The organism is Mesorhizobium loti CJ3sym, from assembly GCF_000472785.1.
Lineage (GTDB): Bacteria > Pseudomonadota > Alphaproteobacteria > Rhizobiales > Rhizobiaceae > Mesorhizobium > Mesorhizobium loti_E.
The window spans coordinates 272,183-293,202 of record NZ_AXAL01000001.1 but is presented as its reverse complement, the minus strand read 5'-3'; the positions used below and the strand labels follow the sequence as shown (position 1 = coordinate 293,202).

Sequence of the window (21,020 nt, the reverse complement as noted above, 5' to 3'; positions counted from 1 at the left end):
GTTACCGCCGGACCACGGTTCATAGCGCAGCCTACACGCCGAGCGAGGCCTTGTAGAGCTTGACCTGCTTTTCGCGACCGATCTGGTCGGTCAGCTTTTCCCAGGCTGCCGCAATGGCGTCAGCCCCTTCCTGCGCCTTCATCTTGCCGGCGAAGGTGTTGGCCAGGATGTCCTCGGCAGCACTGTAATACTGGAAGATGCCGGGGATGCGCGGCTCGATCGCGCCGTTCGGATGGTTGTAGGAGTTGAACTGGGAATCGAGGTAGTTCGTGATGAATGCCTTGTCGTAGCCGGCGGCCACCCATTCATCGATGTCATGCTGGCTGTTGCGGTAGCACTGGAAGCCGGACGGATACATGGCCGTCCAGATCGCCAGATCCTTGCCGCCCAAATGCGCCGCTGCGCTCCAGGCAGCCTTTTGCTTCTTTGGATCGCTGTCGACGCGGGCCATGACATAGACCCCCCAGCCGAGATAGGCGAGGTTCGGCGCGTAGTTCGGTCCGCTTGGCAGCTTGTCCCATTTGCCGGTCTTGGAATTGTAGACGTCATCCGAGCCCGGCAGGATGTCGAAGCCGCAAAGGTCGCCAATGACAGAAGAGTCGTTGGTTTTGACGTTCGAGCCGATATCGCCCCACCAGGGGATCATTGAACCGGTTCCCGCCAGGAACTGCTGGAAACCGGTTGTGTTCGGATCGGCATTGATCTGGTCGGCGGGTTCGGACGGCAGCGCGTCGATCACGTCCTGGATGGCGCGCACCCAGGCCGGGTTGTTGACGCGCGGCTTCATCGTGTCGGCGTCGAACAGCCACGCCTTGTCGTCAGGGTGCTTGGCGTAGGCTGTGGCGCGGCTGCCGAGGAAGTAGAAGCCGAAACCGCCCCAGGGCTTGGGTGCGTCGAGATAGCCGTAGACATCCTGGCCCTTGAATTTCTTGCCCTTGAGGAATTTGGTCACGGCCTGGACCTGCTGCCAGGTCTTCGGCACCCCCCATTCGCCGACACCGCCGCCGTCCTTCCACTGCTTGGCGAGATCCGCGTCGGCGAACACGTCGGTGCGGTAGTTGAAATTGTGCGTGTCGCCGTCAATCGTCACGCGATATTGCTTGCCATCCCAGGTGCCGACTGGAGGCTTCAGATAATTGACGAGGTCATCGATATCGATCTGTTTCTTGACCCAGTCGGGCATTTCCGAAGTGAGCCCCTTGCCGCAGACATCGCCTTCGAAAGGCGCGCCCATTTCGGCAATGTCGAAGTCGACAGTTCCGGTGGCAATCGACTGCTGCAAGCGGGCGTTGTAGTCGGCCTGGGCGAGGTCGATCCAGCTGATCTTGGCGCCAGTATAGGCTTCCCACGGCTTCAGGAAGCCGCGGAACAGCACGTTGTGCAGGTTCTGGTTGTTGAGGCCCATGAACTTGAGCTCGACGCCGGCAAATTCGCCTTCCTTGACATTTGCCTTGGTCGCATCGAGGCAGAGCTCGCCGACCTTCTGGAAATCCGCATCGGTCGGCTGGCCCTTGCCAACGCCGGGAATCTGCAGGATTTTCGCACGAAGTTCACTTGCCGCGGAGGCAGGACGCGTGAAGGCGCCCAGGCCAGCGCCGGATGCCGCCGCGACGGTGGCCATGCTGGCCGCGCCTTTCAGGACGTCGCGCCTCGTAGCGCCGAGACGAACCAGCTTCTCGTAAATATCTGCTCTCATCGACTATTCCTCCCAGAACATCAGTGTGAATGGATGTGACCAACCTGTCGGACGCTGGAGCGCCAGCGGTTCTCCCGGCTCGTAGACAAAATTATGCAGGACCCCACCTGCTCGATTTAAGTTCCGATTGCGGATTGGCTCCGACATTTGGACCAGCGCTGTCACTATTCTCACAACCGGATGCCGTGTCAACGAGAACGGGTTTTTATCTATAAGGGACCGACTTGCCCTGACAGGTCGCGTTGGTTAGCTTCTGCGCCTACGGCACTGGGAGCCGGAAGGGGAGTACATGGCTCAAGTCGCGATCAGCAAGGTGGCCAAGGCGTTTGGAACCGTCAAGGTTCTGCACGAAGTCAGCGTCGATATTGCCGACGGGCAGTTCGTGGTGCTGGTCGGCCCGTCGGGCTGCGGCAAGTCCACGTTGCTGAGAATGGTGGCCGGGTTGGAGACCGTCTCCGGCGGCACGATCGCCATCGGCGACCGCGTCGTCAATCATCTGCCGCCGGCAAAACGCGACATCGCCATGGTCTTTCAGAATTATGCGCTCTATCCGCACAAGACGGTCGAGCAGAACATGGCATTCGCCCTGAAATTGCGGAAAACCGATCCGGCGGTGGTTGCCGAGCGGGTCAAGCGCGCCGCCGACATCCTCGACCTCAACCCCTATCTGAAGCGCTATCCTCGGCAACTGTCGGGCGGCCAGCGCCAGCGCGTGGCGATGGGGCGCGCCATCGTGCGCAACCCGCAAGTGTTCCTGTTCGACGAGCCGCTCTCCAATCTCGATGCCAAGCTGCGCGTGCAGATGCGCACCGAGATCAAGGAACTTCACCAGCGGCTGAAGACCACCACCATCTACGTCACCCACGACCAGATCGAGGCCATGACCATGGCCGACAAGATCGTCGTCATGCGCGACGGCCGCATCGAGCAGGTCGGCGCGCCATTGGAGCTGTTCGATCGGCCGGCCAATCTGTTCGTCGCCGGCTTCATCGGTTCGCCTTCGATGAACCTGCTCAAGGGTGTCGTGCGCAAGGGAGACAAGCCCGGCGTCGACATCGCGGGCACACTGTTCCCGATTGCCGACAATGCCGCGCAGGACCGGCAGGCCGTCGTCTACGGCATTCGCCCCGAACATCTCGAGATCCACCCCGACGGCGTGCCGGCGAAGATTTCGGTGGTCGAGCCGACCGGCTCGGAAACGCTGGTGTTCCTGCGCTTCGGCGACGGCGAGATGGTGGCGCTCTTTCGCGAGCGTCACGACTTCAAGCCGGGCGACACGCTGACCCTGAAGCCGAGGCTCGACCAGATCCACCTGTTCGACGCCGAGACCGGCCAGCGTCTCTGATCTCAACGTCTCTGATCTCAAACGACTTCACGAGGACCATCATGCTCAAAGGGATTCATCCGTTGCTCAATGCCGACGTGCTGCAGGCATTGCGGGCGATGGGACATGGCGACGACCTGATCATCGCCGACACCAACTTTCCCTCCGATTCGGTGGCGCGCCAGACAGCGCTCGGCCGTCTCCTGCGCATCGATGCACCGGCGGCCGAGGTGGTGAAGGCGGTGCTGTCGCTCTATCCGCTGGATACATTCGTCGATGATTCCGCCGCGCGCATGGAGATCGTCGGCAAGCCCGGCGAGATTCCGCCGGTGCAGAAGGAAGTGCAAAAGGAGATCGACGCCGCCGAGGGCAAATCCTGGCCGATGCTGGCGGTCGAGCGCTACGCCTTCTACGAGCGCGCCAAGCGGGCCTATTGCGTCATCCAGACCGGCGAGCGCCGTTTCTATGGCTGCTTCGCTTTCCGCAAGGGCGTCATCCCGCCGGATGCGGAGTAGGGCCATGACAGCCGGAAAGCCTGTCGTCATATTGGGCGTCTTCGTCGCCGATACCGCCTATCGCGCCGATCGCCAGCCGCGCTTGGGCGAGACGATCCTCGGCAATTCGTTCAAGCTGGGGCCAGGCGGAAAAGGGTCGAATCAGGCGGTGGCGGCGGGCAAGCTCGGCGCCGACACCACCTTCCTGACCCGGCTCGGTGTCGATGCCTTCGCCGACATGGCCAAGCGGACCTGGAAGGATGCCGGGGTGAAAAGCGCGGTCATCGACACACCGGACAGCTATACGGGCGCCGCCTACATCTTCGTCGAGGAGGCAACCGGCAACAACGCCATCATCGTCAGCCCTGGTGCGGCCATGCTGATCTCGCCGGAGGATATCGAAGCCAACAGGGATCTGATCAGCAGTGCCGGCGTTTTTGTCACGCAACTCGAACAGCCGATCGATGCAGCACTTCGGGCGCTGGAGATCGCGCGCCGGGCAGGGGTGACGACCATTCTCAACCCGGCCCCCGCCGCAAAGCTTCCCGACCGCATCTACACGCTCTGCGACTATCTCACGCCCAACGAGACCGAGACCGAGGAATTGACGGGACTGAAAGTCTCCTCGGTCGACGAGGCGCGCCGCGCCGCCGACAAGCTGCTCGACAAGGGCGTCGGCACGGTCATCGTCACGCTGGGCGACAAGGGAGCGCTGCTGCACACGAAGGGCCGCTCCGAACATGTCGCCGCCGTCAGTGCCGGGCCGGTGGTCGAAACCACCGGTGCGGGGGACGCCTTCAACGGCGGCTTCGCCGCGGCCCTATCGCGAGGCGTCGAGCCGCTGCAGGCTGTGCGCTTTGCCTGCGCCGTCGCCGGCATTTCGGTGACGCGTCCGGGCACGTCGCCGTCGATGCCGACGCTGCAGGAGGTCGAGGCGCTGCTGGCAAAGGGATAATGACGTATCGGAAGGAGTGGGCCGCAGCCAATGCTTGAGGTGCGGCTTAGCGCGACAAGCTGTCTTTCGGCCTGCCGGCGAGAAGGATCGCAGTTCGATTTATGAGGATTGAATTCAGATCCGACCGGACCTGAATTGCTTCATTCAAAAGACTTTTTGACATTTCAATGTCGGCATTTCTCTGAAGCCAAGGGTTTGAAACCCTTGAGAGAAATGGCGCGAGTGACGGGGCTCGAACCCGCGACCTCCGGCGTGACAGGCCGGCACTCTAACCAACTGAGCTACACCCGCGCATTGACGAGCACGTGTCAGCCGTGTTCGTCGTTGGGCCGCTGGATAAGGGGTTCGCCACCGGGTGTCAAGCGCACCAAACCATCATAACAGCAAACTGGAGAAGGTTTTTTGACAGCCGGCGTTTTGTTCGCAAATACGGCCCACAACCAGCGCGACCCACGCTCATTTGGCCTTGCGAAGCCGGTCCCGACCGCTTAAAGGTCCGCGCCGGAGCGGGCGATTAGCTCAGTTGGTAGAGCGCTTCGTTTACACCGAAGATGTCGGCGGTTCGAGCCCGTCATCGCCCACCATTCCTTCACATGATCAGGCTATCGCAGCGTCAATGACGAAGCGTAGTGTTGCTGTTGAGCCTTGCAGGAGACAGGACAATGGTTAGCCGTTCGGGATGCACGCTGCTGCTGATGATCATTCTGGCGACTTTTGGTCAGGCGAGCTTGGCGCACGCGACAGATGCCGGCGACGGCGTGGACCAGCCGGCCGCCAAGGCCGCCTTGCTCAAGGCCTATCCCGGCCTTTTCACCATCTCGGGCAATGTCCTGACCTGGACCGACGGCACCACGATGGTGTGGGACGACGGCAAGACGCGCGACGCCGACGCGCTGCTGGAAAACCCCGATATCGAGGACATGTTTCGCTACGTCTATCCCAAGGCAAGTGCTGGCGCGCTGGTTCCGACGGAGGATTTCGATCCCGGCCGTATCCGCAACGAGGCCTTCTTCGAGAAGCTCTATGGCGCAAGCGCCGCGGAAGTGGGCAAGCACATCGCCAACGTCAAATGGCTGCCGAAACTTGGCAAAAAGACGGCGCAGGTCACCAGGGTTTTTGGCATCAACGACCGGCTGGCAAAGGTCTCTGACGCCCTGGAGGCGATGCCCGCGGATTTGAGCCGTTACGGGCTCAAGCCCGGCGGCGGTTTTGTCTGGCGGCCCATCGCAGGCACAGACCGGTTGAGCGTCCACTCTTTCGGGGCTGCCTTCGATATCAACGTCGGCTTCTCCGATTACTGGTACAACAACAGAAACAAAGCCAACCCCAAGGCACACATTCCCTTCAAGAATCGCATTCCGCTCGCGATCGTCGAACTGTTCGAGAAAAACGGCTTCATATGGGGCGGCCGCTGGTATCACTACGACACCATGCATTTTGAATACCGGCCTGAATTGCTGTTTTACGAGAAATCCAGCTGATCAGGCGTCGGCGGCCGCCAGCCGTGAAGCGCGTTTGCTCGGCCAAACATGCCGAAATTCCCGATGCAGCCATATAAACATCAATAACGAAGCCCCAGATTTGTGGCGCATTGCTGGCCGCTAGCAGTCGCCGCACCACAAACCCGGCGAAGGTCGGCACGGATGTTTTCGGAGTTCAACAACTCGGCGGCCTCCGGATAACCTTCAGCCAGCAACGCTGCAACGATCTCGGCTGGAGACTGATAAATACCGCCCTCTGCCAAAGCATGAGCCCGCTGATAGATATGATCGGTTCTGATTCTGTTGGCCATTCTCAAGTCCCTCCCTTGATTAGCACTTGATAAACAACCTTTGGGAGGCGCTTGCGTTCCATGCAACCTATAAGGGAGTGCTTGCCAGCCACTATGCGGAGCGCCGAATCAACCTGTTCGTGGCCGCGAGGCAAGGATCACGGCGGCACCATCCGGAAATCCTTGCCCTCCGGCAGCAATTGTCCGCCATCGACGACAATCGTCGTGCCGGTGATGTAGCTGGCGTCGTCGGAGGCGAGGTACAGGAAGGCATTGGCGACGTCGCGCGGGCTGCCGAGCCGGCCGAGCGGGATGGAATCCTCCATGTTCTTGATGTAGGCGGCACCCCGGTGCTGCTGGATGGCTTCGGTCAGGATATTGCCGGGCTCGACGCCATTGACGGTGATGCCATAGCCGGAGAATTCGAGCGCCGCGGAGCGGATGAAGCCGTTGATGCCGGCCTTGGTCGCCGCGTAGTGGCCATGGCCCGGGCTGGTGACATGCGGCCCGGTGATGGAGGAGGTGTAGAGCATGCGCCCGTAGCGCTGCGCCTTCATCGGCACCAGTGCTGCGCGGGTGGCATTGAACGTGCCGCGCAGATTGACCGCCATGACGCGATCCCAATCATCGACGCTGGTGTTCTCGATCAATTGCCAGGGATAGATGCCGGCATTCTGCACGATGATGTCGAGCCGGCCGTGCTGTTCGAGCGCCAGCGCCACAGCGGCTTCAGCGTCGGCCATTTGCGAGATGTCGGTGCGGATGAAGGGGACGCCGAGCCCGTCGGCGGTTGCTTGTCCGGCCTCGGCCTCGCTGTCGGCGAGCAACAGCTTCGCGCCTTCTTCGGCGAAGCGCAGCGCAATGCCCTTGCCGATGCCGCGCGCGCTGCCGATGATCAGCGCCACTCTGTCTTTCAGTCGTCCGGTCATGCCCGCCTTCCTGTCATGCGAGTGGTCCTGTCATGCCAATCTTTGGCGAATGGTTTGCTTGAAGGCGTCGAGCAGCACCGCGGCCAGCACCAGCAGGCCATGGATGACCTGGGTGAAGTTGGCCGGCAGCCCCATCAGATTGATCGCCGTGTTGATGGCCGAGAGCAGCAGCACGCCGGCATAGACGCCGGGTAGCGTGCCGACCCCGCCTTTGAGGCTGACGCCGCCGATGACGACCGCCGCGAAGGCATTGAACAGCAGGCCGACGCCAAGATTGGCGGTGGCGCCGGAGGTGCGGATCGCCAGCAGCCAGCCGGCGAGGCCGGCGATGGCGCCGGCAAGCACGAAGGCGATGATGAGATTGCGGTTCACCCGGATGCCGGCACGGAAGGTCGCCGTCTCGTTGCCGCCGATCATCACGAGGTGGCGGCCGAACGGCGTCTTGGCCATGATCAGCGAGAAGATCACGAAACAGGCGATGGCGATCCAGGCGGTGAGCGGCAGGCCGATCAGGCGCTGGATGCCGAACCAGCGGATGGCAGGGGCCAGATCCTGCGCCGAGCGGCCGCCGGAAATGACCAGCACCAGGCCGCGCACCCAGATGTAGGAGGCCAGCGTGATGATGAAGGCGCTCATCTTCACCTTGACCACCAGATAGCCATTGAAGGCGCCGATCAGGCCGCCCACGGCCAGCGCAAGCAGCAGCGACACCGGAACCATCAGCCATTCCGGATGCAGTTGGACGCCCATGCCGATGCCCGACGAACAGAACAGGATGCCGACCGCCATGGCGCTGAGCGCCGCCACCGATTCGACCGACAGGTCCATATGGCCGGCGATGATGACCAGCGCCAGGCCGATCGACATGACGCCCAGCACGCTCGAGGCCTCGATGATGTTGGCGAAGATGCCGAGCTGGAAATAGTTCGGGATGAAGATGGAAAACACCACCAGCACGAACAGCAGCATGAACCAGACGAGGTTGTCGAGTACGAACTCCAGGGCATGGCGGGTGCGGGGGTTCATTGGCTGATCCGGCTGGCGCATGATCCGGAGAGCGATTCTCGCAGGGATCAGGCGCGGATTGGAATTGCGCAGGGTTGGCTCCGGACCGAGATGGCCCGGAGCGTTTCAGGCGATGTGCCTATTCGACTGACTTGACGGTGTCCGTCGGCGGCTTCTGGTTGCCCCAGAAGGCCGGATTGTCGACGTTTTCCTTGGTGATTGCGGCGCCCGGGATCTTGATGTTCGGGCCCCAGGCTTCCTTGGTCACGGTCGACTTCAGGCCAAGCACGTCATATTCGCCGGGCTTGATTTCCTGCTTCTTGACCACCTTGTCCATGAACATGGCGACAGCCGCGGCTTGTGCGTAAAGCGGTTGCTCGACTTCGACGTTGAGCCAACCCTTGCGGATCAGGTCGAGGCCGACAGGCGCGCCGTTCGAGCTCATCAGCATGACGTCGCCCGGCTTCTTGCCGGCAGCCTCGAGCGAGGCGACGGCGGCGACCGAGAGATGCGCGGCATGGCTGAAGATCAGGTCGATGTCGGGGTTGGCCAGCATCTGGTCGGCGACGATGGTGCCGGCATTGCTTGCTTCCCACTGCATGGCCGGCAGCGAGATGATCTTGACGTCCGGAAACGCCTTCATCTTCTCCTCAAAGCCTTTCTGGATGTCGAGCGTGTAGGGGTCGCCGGGGTCGCCAAGCACCTGCAGCACCTTGCCCTTCACCGAGCCGTTCTTGGCTTTCAGCAGTTTCTCGGCCTGGTCGGCCGCGACATAGCCGATCTCGACCGTTCCGGCGACCGAGGTGAAGTCGGACGGCGTGGAGGTGATCTGGCGGTCGAACTCGACCACCGGAATGCCGGCGGCACGTGCGGCCTCGATGGACGGTTTCAGCGCGTTGAAATCGACGGCGGCCAGGATGATCGCCGCCGGTTTGAGCGCGATGACGTCGTTCATCTGCGATTGCTGCGCGTCGGTCTTGTTGTCGGCGTTCAGCGTCTTCATCTCATAGCCGGTCTGCTTGAGGAACAGCTCCAGCGCGCTCACCGAGCCGGTCTGGAACTCGTCGAGCAGCGTCGGCACCATGTAATAGACGACACCCTTGGACTGGGCGAATGCCGGCGTGAGCGTGGCAAAGGCCAGTGCCAGGATGCCGAAGACAGCAAGAAGTATTCGCTTCATGTCGTTGGCTCCCTGTTAAGCCGGACCCCTCTTTTGTCCCTCAGCCCGCCGGTCCGGCACCGGCAAGCGTCTCCCCGGTGATCATGTTGATCACCGCATCGGGACTTGTTTTGTTGCGTGCGACATCGCCCGCCACGACGCCTTGCCGGATCACCACGATCCGGTCGGCGACCTGAAAAGCCTGCTGCATGATGTGGGTGATGATGACGACACCGATGCCCTGGCTCGCCACCTGGCGGATCATGTCGAGGCCGCGCCGCGTCTGCTCGACGCCAAGGGCGGCAAACGGCTCGTCGAGCAGCACCAGCTTGCCGCCCCAGTGCACGAAGCGGTTGAGTTCGATGGCCTGGCGCTGGCCGCCCGAGAGGTGCTCGACATTGGTGCGCAGGGAAGGAATGCGGGTGCCGGCGCTGGCCAGCGCCTTTTCGACGACCGCCTCCATGGCGCGCTCGTCGAGCACCGGAATGCCAAGGACCTTCCTGGTGATCTCGCGGCCCATGAAGAAATTGGCGACCACGTCGACATTGGTGCAGAGCGACAGGTCCTGGTAGACGGTTTCGATGCCCGCCGCCTTAGCCTCGGCCGGCGACCGTGCCAGAAATTCCTTGCCCTCGAACAGCATGCGGCCCGAGGTCGGCTCAAGCCCACCGGCGATGATCTTGACCAGAGTCGACTTGCCGGCGCCGTTGTCGCCGAGTAACGCCACGACCTCGCCCTTGCCGATGGAAAAACTGATCCCCTTCAGCGCTTCGATCGCACCGTAGTTCTTGGTGACGTTGTCGAGCACCAGCAGCGGTTCGCTCATGCGGCAATCTCCTTGGCCGCGAGGGGATCGCGACCGCGTTCGCGCTCGGCGGCGAACATCTGGCCGAAGCGCGGCGACAGCACTCCGGAAACCGCAAGGGCGGCAGCACCTCGCAACACCGAATGCTGCCCGCCGCGCGCGACCATGACCCGGGGCGTCGTGCGGTCCTTGCGCGCCGAGACGGAGTTGTGCAGGTCGTCTGTCGAACCAGCCAGCCGTTCGAGCAGATCGGTGGACGCTAGCCCGCCAAGGATGACCGTCTCCGGGTCGAACAGGTTTTCGATGACGGCGATGGCATTGCGAAAGATCGGCGCGACGTCCGCGACCCAATCGGCCTCTGTGCCATTCCAGCGCCGGAGCGCTTCCAGCGAGAGGTATCTTTCAAGGCAGCCGCTATTGCCGCAAGGGCAAGCTTCGCCGCCGGGAACGACAGGGATATGCCCGACCTCGCCCGCATTTCCCCAGGCGCCACGCTGCACGCTGCCGTCATGCACCATGGCGCCGCCAAGGCCGACGCCGAAATAGAGGTAGTAATATTCTGAGAATTGAGAGCCGAGGCCGTAGAGCCGCTCGCCCATGGCTGCCGCTGCCATGTCGGTTTCGAAGAAGGCCGGCAGTCCGGTCGAGGCTGCCAGCCGCTCGCGCAGCGCCACATCCTTCCAGCCGGTCATGGTGGTCGGACCGACAAAACTCATGGATTCGACACCGAACGGACCGGGCAGGGCCAGGCCGACCCCGAGAACGCGTCCTCCAGCCCGCAACCTGGTCAATTCAATCACCATCGCGCCGATCAGGTCGAAGGCATGGTCAGGCGTCGCGTTCGGGGCCTCGCGATAGGTGCTCTCGATCACGTCGCCGCTCAAATTGATTAAGGCGGCATTGATGCCGAGAGGGGTGATGTGGATGCCGACGGCATAGCCGCCCTCGGGATTGATGCGCAGCGTCGCCGGAGGCAGGCCGCGCCCTTTCGGCTCTTCGCGGAGCGAGAGGATGTAGCCCTGTTCTTCCAGTTCGCGAACGATGGTCGATACGGTCTGGACGGTAAGCCCGACGCGGCTAGCGATCTCGCCGCGGGCGATCGGTCCATGCAGGCGGATGGACTCAAGCACGATGCGCCGGTTGTACGGCCGCCCGAACTCCTGATTGGTCCCTCGCAATGCCATGCCTTGCGCCCCCAGTTGGCGTCAGGTTCGCATCAAAGATTTATTCAGTCAAATGGAATTCAAAAATAAATTGAAAGCCGCATCCCAGCTCGGGGAAGGCCACAGGTCGCACTCGGCCCAGGACCTGTTCACCTGTCGCCTTTGGCCGATTGCCGCCATGACAAAACCGCTTCAAGGGTGAGCGAACCTCGTAACCGTTGACCCACCAAGGCATGGAGTAGAGATGATCGAACTGCCGTTTGCCCGCGACGAATACCAGCAGCGGCTTGCCAATATCCGCGCCGAGATGGCGAAGCGCGGTCTCGAACTCCTGATCGTCAACGACGTTGCCAACCAGCATTACATTACCGGCTATGATGGCTGGTCATTCTACACCCCGCAGGTGGTGCTGATCCCGCTCGAGGAGGTCGAGCCGGTCTGGATCGGGCGCGCCATGGATGCGGCCGGTGGCCTTCTCACGGCCTGGATGAAGCCCGAAAACGTGGTTGGCTTCCCGGAAGACCATGTTCAGCGGGCGGATCGCCATCCCATGGACTGGATCGCGAGCTGGATCGTCGCCAAGGGCTGGGGTGTCAGGCACATCGGTATCGAACTCGAAGCCTATTATTTCTCGCCGAAAGCGCATGCCCGGCTGGTCGCCGGGCTTCCCAATGCGAAATGGCACGACGCGGATCTGCTGATGAACTGGATCCGCGCGGTCAAATCGGCGCCCGAGATCGCCTATCTGCGCAAGGCGTCGACCCTGGCCGAGACTGCGGTGGCGCGGGCCTTCGAGGTGATCGCGCCCGGCGTGCGTGAATGCGATGCGATTGCCGCCATCCAGGCGGCGCAGATCGCTGGCAGCCCGGACTTCGCCGGCGACATCACCGCTCTTCCACCGACCATTCTTGGTGGCGAGAATGCTTCCGCGCCGCACATCATGTGGAGCGACCGGCGGTTCGGAGATAACGAAACGATTGCACTCGAACTTGCCGGTGTCTGCCGCCGCTATGCGGCCGGGCTGGCGAGAACGATGCAGCTCGGCAAGACGCCGACGCGTGTCGCGGATACGGCAAAGGCGGTGATCGAAGGCATGGACGCGGTGCTCGACGCGGTGAGGCCTGGAACGACTGCCGAGGCGGTTGAGGGCGCATGGCGCAAGGTCATTCAACGCTACGGGCTGAAGAAGGAGTCGCGCATCGGCTATTCCATCGGCGTCGCCTATCCACCGGATTGGGGCGAACACACGATCAGCCTGCGGCCAGGCGACAAGACGGTGCTTCAATCCGGCAACGTCGTTCATTCCATCCTCGGCATGTGGATGGATGGCTGGGGCATCGAGATCAGCGAGACCATTCTGGTCACCGAAACCGGCCATGAGACGCTGACGAAGTTCCCGCGAGAGATCTGTGTCAAATCCTGAGGGGTCGGCCATGGCAGGCGGCGTTGCCAGTCTCGGCGCGGTCGATATCGACGCCGGCATTCTCGACCGGATGATCGAGATCCGCCGCCATTTGCACCGCAATCCGGAATTGTCGAACCACGAAGCCAACACGCAGAATTATCTCAGGCAGATGCTGGCTGGCGAGGGGATATCGGACATTCGCGACGTCGCGGGCTTTGGCCTGGCCGTCGATATTGTCGGCAACGGCAAGCCGTCGAACCGAAAGATTGCCATTCGGGCCGACATCGATGCCTTGCCCATCGAAGAAGAATCCGGCGTCGATTATGCGTCGACCAATCCCGGCGTGATGCATGCCTGCGGTCACGACGCCCACGCATCGATGGGTTTTGCGGTTGCCGCGCATCTCCATCGATCAAGGGCCGATTTTGGCGGAACCGTGCGCCTCATCTTCCAGCCGGCCGAGGAAGACTCGCCCTCTGGCGGCAAACGTGTGGTGGAAGAAGGGCTTCTCGACGATGTCGATGCCGCGATCTGCCTTCACGTCGATCCCTATACGCCATCCGGCAAGATCGCGGTCCGTTCAGGTCCCTACACGCTGGCGTGTGATACGTTCGATGCCGTTGTCATCGGCGAGGCAGCCCATGCGGCCAAACCCTATGAAGGCGTCGATGCGATTGCCGTGGCCTGCTCCATGGTGAGCGAGCTGCAGAAGATCGTTTCGCGCGAGATCGATCCTTACGATCCCCTCGTCATTTCGGTCACCGGCATCAATAGCGGTAGCGCCTACAATGTGATCGCCGGCAAGGTGACATTGAAAGGCACTATCCGCAGCGGCAGCGATGCTACTCGCGAGCGGGCCTGGCGCCGCGTTCGCGAAATCCTGGAGGGCATGGCGGCGAGTCACGGCGCCAGCGTAAAACTCGCCATCCACAAGGGCGAGCCGGGGGTCGTCAACGATGTCGAAATGGCCGAGCTGATCGCCGCCAGCGGCAGAGCCTGTATCGGCGCCGACAATGTCCTCAACACGCCGGGATGGACCATAGCGGACGATTTTGGCTACTTCAGCGAGAAGCGTCCTTCGGTCTATTTTCGCCTTGGGATCCGCAACGAGGCGGTCGGATCGGTCTTTCCGCTTCATCATCCCAAATTTCGTGTCGATGAGGCCGCCTTGAAGGTCGGTGCGGCGACCCTGGTTGTGGCAGCGACCAGATTTCTGTCGACGCAACCGGAAAGCACCGGCTGATCAAAGCAGTTCAGTATTTGATGACCCGGCGCTCGACCAGCACGATGGCGCAAAACAGCGTGATCGACAGGCAAGATGACAGCACGATCGCCGCGTAAAGCCGGTCCGACTGGTAATTGAAACTCGCCTGGATGATCAGCGCGCCGAGGCCCTTGTCCGAGCCGATCCATTCGCCGACGATGGCGCCGATCACCGCCGTTGCCGATGCGATGCGGAGTGAGGAGAACAGCATCGGCAGCGCGCGCGGCAGGCGCAGGCCCCAGAAGATCTCCCAGCGTGTCGCCGACAGCACGCGGAACAGCTCGTGCTCATTGTCGCTGGCCGAATCCAGGCCGCGGATCATGTTCACCAGCGTCGGGAAGAAGCAGATCACCGCCGCGATAACGATTTTGGGCGTCATACCCAGCCCGAAGATCAGGATGATGATCGGCGACAGCGCCAGGATCGGAATCGTGTTGAAGAACAGCACGATCGGAAAATAGGTGGCCTGCAGGATACGGTTGTGCACGAACAGAACGGCCAGCAGCACGGCTGCCAGATTGCCGATGACGAAGCCGGCCAGCGCCTCGATCAGCGTTGGTCTCAGATTGTCCATGAGCAGCGCGAAATTCTTCTGGAAGACCCCAAAGATCGCGGTCGGGGTCGGCACGATATAGGCCGGCACGCCGAGCAGCGGCAGCAAATACTGCCAGGCGAGAAGCAGCGACGCCGCGCCGAGAACGGGCAGGGCTATTGCCATTTGCGGCGAGAGCGGTGCGGGCCTCATGATGCCCGCTCCAGCGCGGTCCGCAGTTCTGCCATGGCGGCGACGATTGCCGGGTCTTCGCGCGAGCAGCGATTGCCGTCCTGCTTGAGCGGCCGCAGGTCCAGGTCCTTGATCAGCCGTCCGGGATTGGCGGCAAGCACAATGACCCTTTCGCCGAGATAGGCGGCTTCGGCAATCGAATGGGTGACGAAGAGGATCGTCGTGCCGGTGCGCCGCCAAAGGTTCAGAAGCTCGTCGTTGAGGCGGTCGCGGGTGATCTCGTCGAGCGCCCCGAACGGTTCATCCATGAGCAGCAGCTTGGGCTGGCCAAGCAAGGCACGCGCGATCGCCACACGCTGCCGCTGGCCGCCGGACAACTGGTGCGGCAGGCGCTCACCAAAGCCGGCCAGCCCCATCAACTCCAGCAATTCCTCGCTGCGGTCTTCGATTTTCCGCGTCAGGCTGCCTTGCCCGACGCCAAGCGGCAGACGCACATTGTCGCGCACCGTGCGCCAGGGCAGCAAGGTCGAATCCTGGAAGACGAAGCCGACATCACGGCGCGAGCGCACGGCATGCGGCGTGTCGCCAAGCACGCTGATCGTGCCGCCAACCGGATCGAGCAGGTCGGCGACCACGCGCAGCAAGGTCGACTTGCCGCAGCCGGACGGTCCAAGGATCGACAGGAAGGAGCCGGCCTCGACGGTGAGGTCGAGGCAGGACAGCACCTTGACGGCCGCCTGGCGGCCGCCATAGCCGACATCCAGGCGGCTGGCTTCGATCGCGTGCGCCATCAGGCGGCGGGCGCGTCGAGTTTCGGCCGATCGGCAGCCGAAAGTTCGAGGATCTTGGTGGTGTAGACATCGGCTGCCTTCGGGCGCCCGTTCGGGTACTGGCCGACCTTGTCGAGCAATGCCAGCTGCTCTTCGATCGAGGCGGGATCGAACGTGCCCCAGCCGTCCTTGGCGGTCGCGCCGTCGAAGGAGAGTTTCAGCACGAGGTTGACGGTCTTCTGTTCCCAGCCAAGGTCCATTTCGGGATAGGCGGCGACCATTTTCTTCACCGCTTCCTGCGGGTTGGCATGCACCCAGCCCCAGCCTTTGGCGACCGCGCCGATGAACTTGGCCAGCGTATCCGGGTCCTTCTCGATCGCCGCATCGGTGGCGAAATAGACATCGGCGTAGGAGCTCAGGCCGAGATCGCGCACCAGAAGGTCGATACGGTCGTCGCCGACGACGCTCAGCGCCTGCGTGTTGGTGATCCAGCCGCCAATGGCGTCGACATCGCCGCGCACCAGCGGTCCCTTGTCGAAGCCCACGTTGATGACGGTGAGGTCGGACGCGCTCAAGCCGTTCTTGGCCAGGATCTCATCCATGACGAAACGCGCCGTCGGCTGGATGCCGATCTTCTTGCCCTTGAGGTCGGCCACGCCCTTGATCGGATTCGAGGCCTTTGAGGTGAGCGCGTAGGGGCCGGTGCGGAAGCCGCAGGCAATGATCTTCACCGGCACGCCGCTGGCGCGCGCGGCATAGAGCTGCGGCGTTTCGGAGAATTGGCCAAGCTGTGCCGAGCCCGAGATCACCGGCGGCACCGTCGAGGCGTTGGGGCCGCCTGGGCTGAATTCCACGTCGAGCCCGGCATCCTTGAAGTAGCCATTGGCGACGGCGGCGATATCGCCGATCTGGCCGTTGGACATCAGCCAGTCATACTGGATAACGACCTTTCCAGCGGCCTTCGCGCCCGGCGTCAGAACCAGCTGCATTCCGCCCGATGCCACGGCAACAGCCGCCAGGCCGGACTTCATGAAGCCACGGCGACTCATCTCGTAGTCATTGTTCCCATTCATTTTTCGCTCCTGTTGCAAGACTGTCTCGTCTCTTCATTGCGCGCCGTTCCCCTGGCGCGGTGTCGTCTACGGCTGTTCGTCGTGGTAGTCGCCGGGGCCGCCGTCGAGCCAGGCGTAGAGTTCCCAAAGCGTGTCGTCCGGGTCGGTGAAATAGGCGCAACGCGCGTTCCAGACATAGTTTTCGGGCGGGCCATAGAACGGCACGCCCTTTGCCGTCAGCTCGGCATGCAGCCGGTCGATCTCGCTGGGCGCGTCGAGCTGGACGGCGACACAGACCTTGTGGGCTTGGCGCGGCGACCGCAGTTTCGAAACGCCGGCATGCTGGCCGATATGGTCGATCTCCCAGGCGGCCAACGTCACGCCCTCGCTGTGGAAGTCGGCAAAACCCTCGGCGCGGCGGCGCAAGCGGAAGCCGAGCTTGTCGACATAGAAATCCACCGTCCGCCCGATATCCGCGACGAGCAGGCAGACGTCGGAAATTCGATATGCAGTCCCGAGCGACATGATTATTTCCCTTCCTCGGTACGCTGGGTGCGCAACGGCAGCTTGACGCCGACACGGTCGGCCGCACCGATGATGTGCGCACGCATCGCCGCTTCGGCTGCTGCCGGGTCGCCGGCGACCAGCGCCTCGTAGATGCGCACGTGCTCGCCGACATTGACTTCCACCAGATCGTGCAAGGGGTTGGTCTGCCGTGCGTAATAGATCGAGCGGCGGATCTGCTCGCAGACGAAGGAAATGAAGGTGTGGATGTAGCTGTTGCCGGTCGCCCGGGCGATTTCGCGATGAAACAGCAGGTCGGCGTCGATGCTGCCGTCTTCCCAGCGTTCCTCGCCACTCATCCGGTCGAGTGCCGCCTTGATGGCGTCGAGATGCTCCTGGTCGCGGCGTTCGGCGGCGAGTGCGGCGGACTCGGCCTCGAGGATGCAGCGCAGCTCGAAGAGCCGCTCCATGTTCTGCCCCTCCTTCAGCGTCTCGCGGTCGATGCGGATCGACGCGCGCTGTTCGGGGGCCAGGACGAACGAGCCGATGCCTTGCCGCGCCTCCACCATGCCGTCGGCGCGCAGTTGCGCGATCGCCTCGCGCACCACATTGCGGCTGACGCCGAATTTCTCCGACAGCTGCTGTTCCGTTGGCAGCAGGGTGCCAGGATTGAGGTCGCCGGACTCAATCTCGCGGCTGAGGAAGGCGGCAACCCGGTGCGGCAGTGCCTCGACGGTGCCGATGGCGGCAAGTCGTTGTTTCATGACAAGTTCTCCGTCACGGGAAAGAGGCAGCCGGGGTTCATAAGCCTGTTCGGATCGAGCGCATCTTTCAGCGTGGTGACCAACTGGCGGTGGACAGGAGACATTCCAGCCCAATAGACGCGGCTACGGGTGCGCCCGATGCCGTGCTCGGCGCTGATCGAGCCGCCGAGCGCATTGGTGATGTCGTACAACCCGGTGGTGATGGCGGCGCCCGTGGTGCGCGCGTCGGGTTCAGCAAGGTCGAGCGGCGGCAGGACGCTGAAATGGATGTTGCCGTCACCGGCGTGGCCGTAGGCCGCTGACAGCCAGCCCGGATGATCCCGCGCAACGAAGTCACGGGCCTGGGCGATAAGGGTGGGAATGTCGGAGATGCGCACCGAGAGATCGGTGCGCACGTGATAGCCACGCTTGGCCTGGCCCTCGACCAGCCCTTCGCGAATGGCCCAGAAAGCCCGTGCCTGCGCGCCGCTTTCGGCCAGCACTGCATCGGCGACAAGTTCGTTTTCCATCGCGCTGGCAAGAAAGTCGACCAGCAGCGTCCGGAGGTCGACCGCGGCGCTTGACGACAGTTCGATCAGTACATGAACAGGGGCTGTCACTGGCGTGACCGTGTCCGGGTCGACAAGGCGTGCAAGCTCCATGCATTCCGCGCCGATGATCTCGAAGGCGGATATCAGGTCGGAGCATCCGCGCCGGGCTTGCCTGAACAGCGCGATCGCCGCTTCGAATGAGCGAAGGCCCAGATACGCCGTTTCGACCTTACCGGGCTTCGGAAACAGCTTGACCTCGACACCGGTAATGATGCCCAGCGTGCCCTCGGCGCCAATGAAAAGCTGCTTCAGGTCGTAGCCGCGATTGTCCTTGCGCAGGCCGGAGAAGCCATTCCACAATTCGCCGTCCGGCAGCACCACCTCCAGACCGACAATGAGGTCGCGCGCCATGCCGTAGCGCAGGACATTGACGCCACCGGCATTGCTCGCCGCATTGCCACCGATCTGGCAACTGCCCTGAGCGCCGAGCGCCAACGGAAACAGGCAATCCTGGTCCTCGACCCTATCCTTGATGTGCTGCAGGATGCAGCCGGCATCGGCCTGCAGGGTGAAATTGTCGCCGTCGACGACGCGGATCCTGTTCAGCCGCTCCAGGCTGATGATCACCGCGCCGCAGGCTGTGCCGATGTCGATCGCCCCCGCGACAAGCCCGGTGTTGCCGCCTTGCGGGATCATCGCCAGTCCGAGTGTGTCGCACAGCCGAACCGCGGCCTGAACCTCAGCGACCGAAGCTGGTTTCAGCACTGCAACCGCTGCGCCATGATGATCGCCGGACCAATCCACGAGGTATTTCGCCATGTTGGCTGCATCGGCAGCCACGCCACCTTGCCCCAGGAGATGCTCCAGGGCGGCGAGAACGTCAGGCGGGATGCCGTGAATGGTCATTATCAGATCGGTGTCGGTGTTGCGGCGTATGGTTATACATATCATCCTACAACTTGATTTGTGTCAACGCCGACGGGCCAAACGGCCGTGGACAAAGTCGCTTGCTAGATTGTTGGATGAGGTCCCGGCCAAGGAAGCGAAGCGGCTGGCTGACAGTCGAGGCCAGCGGGCATAGCGATCACTCAGTACTGGATTGCTTGCAGAGCGGGGCAGATTTGGTTTGAGAGGTGTTGGTTCCAATCAGGTCAGGACTGGCGCGCCTCAGAGGTACTGCTCGACCTTCTTGCCGACGGTGAGGAAGCGCAACGGATCGATCGCTTCCCCATTGTGGCGGACTTCATAATGCAGATGCGGGCCGGTCGAGCGGCCGCTGCTGCCGGTCTTGCCGATGACGGCGCCGGCGTCCAGTTTTTCGCCCACGGTCACGTCGATTTCGCTGAGATGCCCGTAACGCGTCGAAAAGCCGTTGCCGTGGTCGACCTCGACCATGCGCCCATAACCGCCGTTCCAGCCGGCCTTGATGACGATGCCAGGCGCCGTAACCTTGGCGTCCATGCCGATGGGCGCTCTGAAATCCATCCCGGAATGCAGGGCGGCGGTGCCAAGAATTGGGTCGGTGCGCACGCCGAATGGGCTGGTGACGGAGTGGCCCGGAGCCGGGTTGGCCAGCGGCAGCTGACGCGCTTCTTTCTTGAGATGGTCAAGCGTATCCAGCGCCTCGTCCAGTTCCTTGACCTTGCTGTCGAAGATCATCGAGTTGTCGAGCGGGATCAGCGGTCCGCCGACATCGCTCTCATTCTTGCCGAAATCACTGTCGACCGGCAGGCCGGCAGCCTGGAGCGCCTGGGTGATCGCGTCGGCGCTCTTGTAGGCATTGTCGGCAAGCGTGTTGATGCGGGTAAGCTGCTCGTTCTCGATGGATTTCAGCGACTGGTTGATCGAAACGAACAGCTTGTCGGCGCGATCGGCGGCTGAATCGTTGGGCAGTGGATCGCTGCGGGTCGACCACAACGAGAATGGCCTGGTGTCGGCGGCGCCGAGATCGGCGCTGAGACTGGCAACCGCGTAATTCTGCGCCGGCTGGTTGATGCTGCCGGTCACGTCGGCGTGCTTGTCGGGCTTGGCAGCCGCGGCCGGATCCTCAGTGGGCGCCGTTCCGACCTCATTCTCGGCACGTTCGAGCAGCGGGCCGAGACGGCCATGGCGCTGGCTCAACTGGCTCTGACGCTCGATCAGTTCGCTGACCTTGGTTTCCATCAATTGCTGGTCGAGCAACTGGCGACTGGTGATGCGGTCGACTTGGGCACGAAGCGCTGAAATGCGGTCCTCGTAGGCCTGCTGCATGCGCGCCTGGCGCGCGGTGGTGGCGCCGATGAGGTCGTCGCGCAGCACGAGATAGGACGTGGCCAGGAGGTAACCGATGGCGATGGCGGCGAGTGCTGAACCGATGAATGCCGCGAGCCAGGGCCGGATCGTAAAGTGCCTGATCTCATTGCCCCGGGCGATGATGACCGTGTGGGGTTCCTTGCGCCTGCCGAAGATTGCGGACTGACCGGTTGCGTTCACGGGACCAAGCTTTCGTTTACGACACCACGACAAGCTTGATTACACATTATTAGGGTTAACAAAGGCTTGCCGGATTACATGAGCGGCAACGAATGCAAGCGGCGCGGGCAAGAGGTTGCACGAAAATTGCCGAGGATCGGCCACCGTGTCGCGAAATCATCGACGATGAGCACCAATGTGCTGCCGGGAGAACGGCCTGTCGTTGTCGGATCAGGTTCAGTTTCTTAACTGTCT

General features: G+C 62.6%; 20 protein-coding genes and 2 tRNA genes. 7 read left to right on the top strand and 15 right to left on the bottom strand.

Translation table 11 applies throughout. The features are described 5' to 3' along the window. Positions 1-31: 31 nt before the first annotated feature. Positions 32-1,696, bottom strand: a complete 1,665-nt coding sequence (locus A3A9_RS0101650) for a sugar ABC transporter substrate-binding protein (protein WP_027057236.1) — start codon at positions 1,694-1,696, stop codon at positions 32-34. A gap of 289 nt (positions 1,697-1,985) precedes the next feature. Here A3A9_RS0101650 and A3A9_RS0101645 point away from each other — a divergent pair, with 289 nt between their 5' ends. Genes A3A9_RS0101645 through rbsK form a run of 3 tightly spaced genes read left to right on the top strand, consistent with a single transcriptional unit; the run spans position 1,986 to position 4,469 of the window. Then, positions 1,986-3,041 (top strand): ABC transporter ATP-binding protein, encoded by a 1,056-nt coding sequence (locus tag A3A9_RS0101645; protein ID WP_027057235.1) that lies wholly within the window; start codon positions 1,986-1,988, stop codon positions 3,039-3,041. A 41-nt stretch (positions 3,042-3,082) separates the two neighbouring features. Then, positions 3,083-3,535: an RbsD/FucU family protein gene (locus A3A9_RS0101640; protein WP_027057234.1), complete on the top strand. Its 453-nt coding sequence runs from the start codon at positions 3,083-3,085 to the stop codon at positions 3,533-3,535. Between the two features lie 4 nt (positions 3,536-3,539). Beyond that, complete coding sequence (rbsK, locus tag A3A9_RS0101635) at positions 3,540-4,469, top strand: ribokinase (RefSeq protein WP_027057233.1); 930 nt, start codon at positions 3,540-3,542, stop codon at positions 4,467-4,469. A gap of 214 nt (positions 4,470-4,683) precedes the next feature. On the opposite strand, the gene A3A9_RS0101630 is transcribed toward rbsK, so the two are convergent. Beyond that, positions 4,684-4,760, bottom strand: a tRNA-Asp gene (locus tag A3A9_RS0101630). 217 nt (positions 4,761-4,977) lie between these two features. Between A3A9_RS0101630 and A3A9_RS0101625 the strand changes: the two genes are divergently transcribed. Both A3A9_RS0101625 and A3A9_RS38050 read left to right on the top strand, forming a co-directional pair. Beyond that, positions 4,978-5,053, top strand: a tRNA-Val gene (locus A3A9_RS0101625). Positions 5,054-5,131: 78 nt separating this feature from the next. Continuing rightward, a complete protein-coding gene (locus tag A3A9_RS38050) occupies positions 5,132-5,950 on the top strand; it encodes a M15 family metallopeptidase (protein WP_152536038.1) in 819 nt (272 codons plus the stop codon). A gap of 80 nt (positions 5,951-6,030) precedes the next feature. Here A3A9_RS38050 and A3A9_RS42285 read toward each other — a convergent pair whose 3' ends face one another. The 6 genes from A3A9_RS42285 to A3A9_RS0101585 form a co-directional block, all read right to left on the bottom strand. Next, positions 6,031-6,261, bottom strand: a complete 231-nt coding sequence (locus A3A9_RS42285; RefSeq protein ID WP_082221795.1) for a hypothetical protein — start codon at positions 6,259-6,261, stop codon at positions 6,031-6,033. Positions 6,262-6,398: 137 nt separating this feature from the next. Next, positions 6,399-7,169: an SDR family oxidoreductase gene (locus A3A9_RS0101605; protein ID WP_027057232.1), complete on the bottom strand. Its 771-nt coding sequence runs from the start codon at positions 7,167-7,169 to the stop codon at positions 6,399-6,401. 30 nt (positions 7,170-7,199) lie between these two features. Beyond that, positions 7,200-8,195 (bottom strand): ABC transporter permease, encoded by a 996-nt coding sequence (locus A3A9_RS0101600; protein ID WP_027057231.1) that lies wholly within the window; start codon positions 8,193-8,195, stop codon positions 7,200-7,202. 118 nt (positions 8,196-8,313) lie between these two features. After that, positions 8,314-9,354, bottom strand: a complete 1,041-nt coding sequence (locus tag A3A9_RS0101595; protein ID WP_027057230.1) for a sugar ABC transporter substrate-binding protein — start codon at positions 9,352-9,354, stop codon at positions 8,314-8,316. Positions 9,355-9,394: 40 nt separating this feature from the next. Then, entirely contained in the window at positions 9,395-10,159 is a 765-nt protein-coding gene (locus tag A3A9_RS0101590) for an ATP-binding cassette domain-containing protein (protein WP_027028608.1), read from the bottom strand. Continuing rightward, the gene (locus A3A9_RS0101585; RefSeq protein ID WP_027057229.1) at positions 10,156-11,322 is read right to left on the bottom strand and encodes an ROK family transcriptional regulator; all 1,167 of its coding nucleotides are present in this window, start codon (positions 11,320-11,322) and stop codon (positions 10,156-10,158) included. The genes A3A9_RS0101590 and A3A9_RS0101585 overlap by 4 nt, the downstream gene beginning before the upstream one ends. Positions 11,323-11,545: 223 nt before the next feature. Between A3A9_RS0101585 and A3A9_RS0101580 the strand changes: the two genes are divergently transcribed. Together A3A9_RS0101580 and A3A9_RS0101575 are read left to right on the top strand one after the other, a co-directional pair. Next, positions 11,546-12,724 (top strand): M24 family metallopeptidase, encoded by a 1,179-nt coding sequence (locus A3A9_RS0101580; RefSeq protein WP_027057228.1) that lies wholly within the window; start codon positions 11,546-11,548, stop codon positions 12,722-12,724. Positions 12,725-12,734: 10 nt separating this feature from the next. Then, positions 12,735-13,949 carry a M20 metallopeptidase family protein gene (locus A3A9_RS0101575; RefSeq protein WP_245278956.1) on the top strand — a complete coding sequence of 405 codons (1,215 nt, stop codon included), beginning with the start codon at positions 12,735-12,737 and terminating at the stop codon, positions 13,947-13,949. Positions 13,950-13,959: 10 nt separating this feature from the next. Here the strand turns inward: A3A9_RS0101575 and A3A9_RS0101570 are convergent, their stop codons facing one another. From A3A9_RS0101570 to A3A9_RS0101540, 7 genes are all read right to left on the bottom strand, one after another. Next, positions 13,960-14,715 (bottom strand): ABC transporter permease, encoded by a 756-nt coding sequence (locus tag A3A9_RS0101570; protein ID WP_027057226.1) that lies wholly within the window; start codon positions 14,713-14,715, stop codon positions 13,960-13,962. Next, complete coding sequence (locus A3A9_RS0101565) at positions 14,712-15,485, bottom strand: ABC transporter ATP-binding protein (RefSeq protein WP_027057225.1); 774 nt, start codon at positions 15,483-15,485, stop codon at positions 14,712-14,714. Before A3A9_RS0101565 ends, A3A9_RS0101570 begins: the two co-directional genes overlap by 4 nt. Continuing rightward, positions 15,485-16,513: an ABC transporter substrate-binding protein gene (locus A3A9_RS0101560; RefSeq protein ID WP_033838307.1), complete on the bottom strand. Its 1,029-nt coding sequence runs from the start codon at positions 16,511-16,513 to the stop codon at positions 15,485-15,487. Before A3A9_RS0101560 ends, A3A9_RS0101565 begins: the two co-directional genes overlap by 1 nt. Positions 16,514-16,603: 90 nt before the next feature. Then, a complete protein-coding gene (locus tag A3A9_RS0101555) occupies positions 16,604-17,041 on the bottom strand; it encodes a VOC family protein (protein ID WP_027057223.1) in 438 nt (145 codons plus the stop codon). A gap of 2 nt (positions 17,042-17,043) precedes the next feature. Then, entirely contained in the window at positions 17,044-17,784 is a 741-nt protein-coding gene (locus A3A9_RS0101550) for a FadR/GntR family transcriptional regulator (RefSeq protein WP_027057222.1), read from the bottom strand. Next, a complete protein-coding gene (locus A3A9_RS0101545; RefSeq protein WP_027057221.1) occupies positions 17,781-19,220 on the bottom strand; it encodes an FAD-binding oxidoreductase in 1,440 nt (479 codons plus the stop codon). Before A3A9_RS0101545 ends, A3A9_RS0101550 begins: the two co-directional genes overlap by 4 nt. A 261-nt stretch (positions 19,221-19,481) precedes the next feature. Next, on the bottom strand, positions 19,482-20,786 hold the full coding sequence (locus A3A9_RS0101540; protein ID WP_027057220.1) for a M23 family metallopeptidase: 1,305 nt from the start codon (positions 20,784-20,786) through the stop codon (positions 19,482-19,484). Positions 20,787-21,020 lie beyond the last annotated feature (234 nt).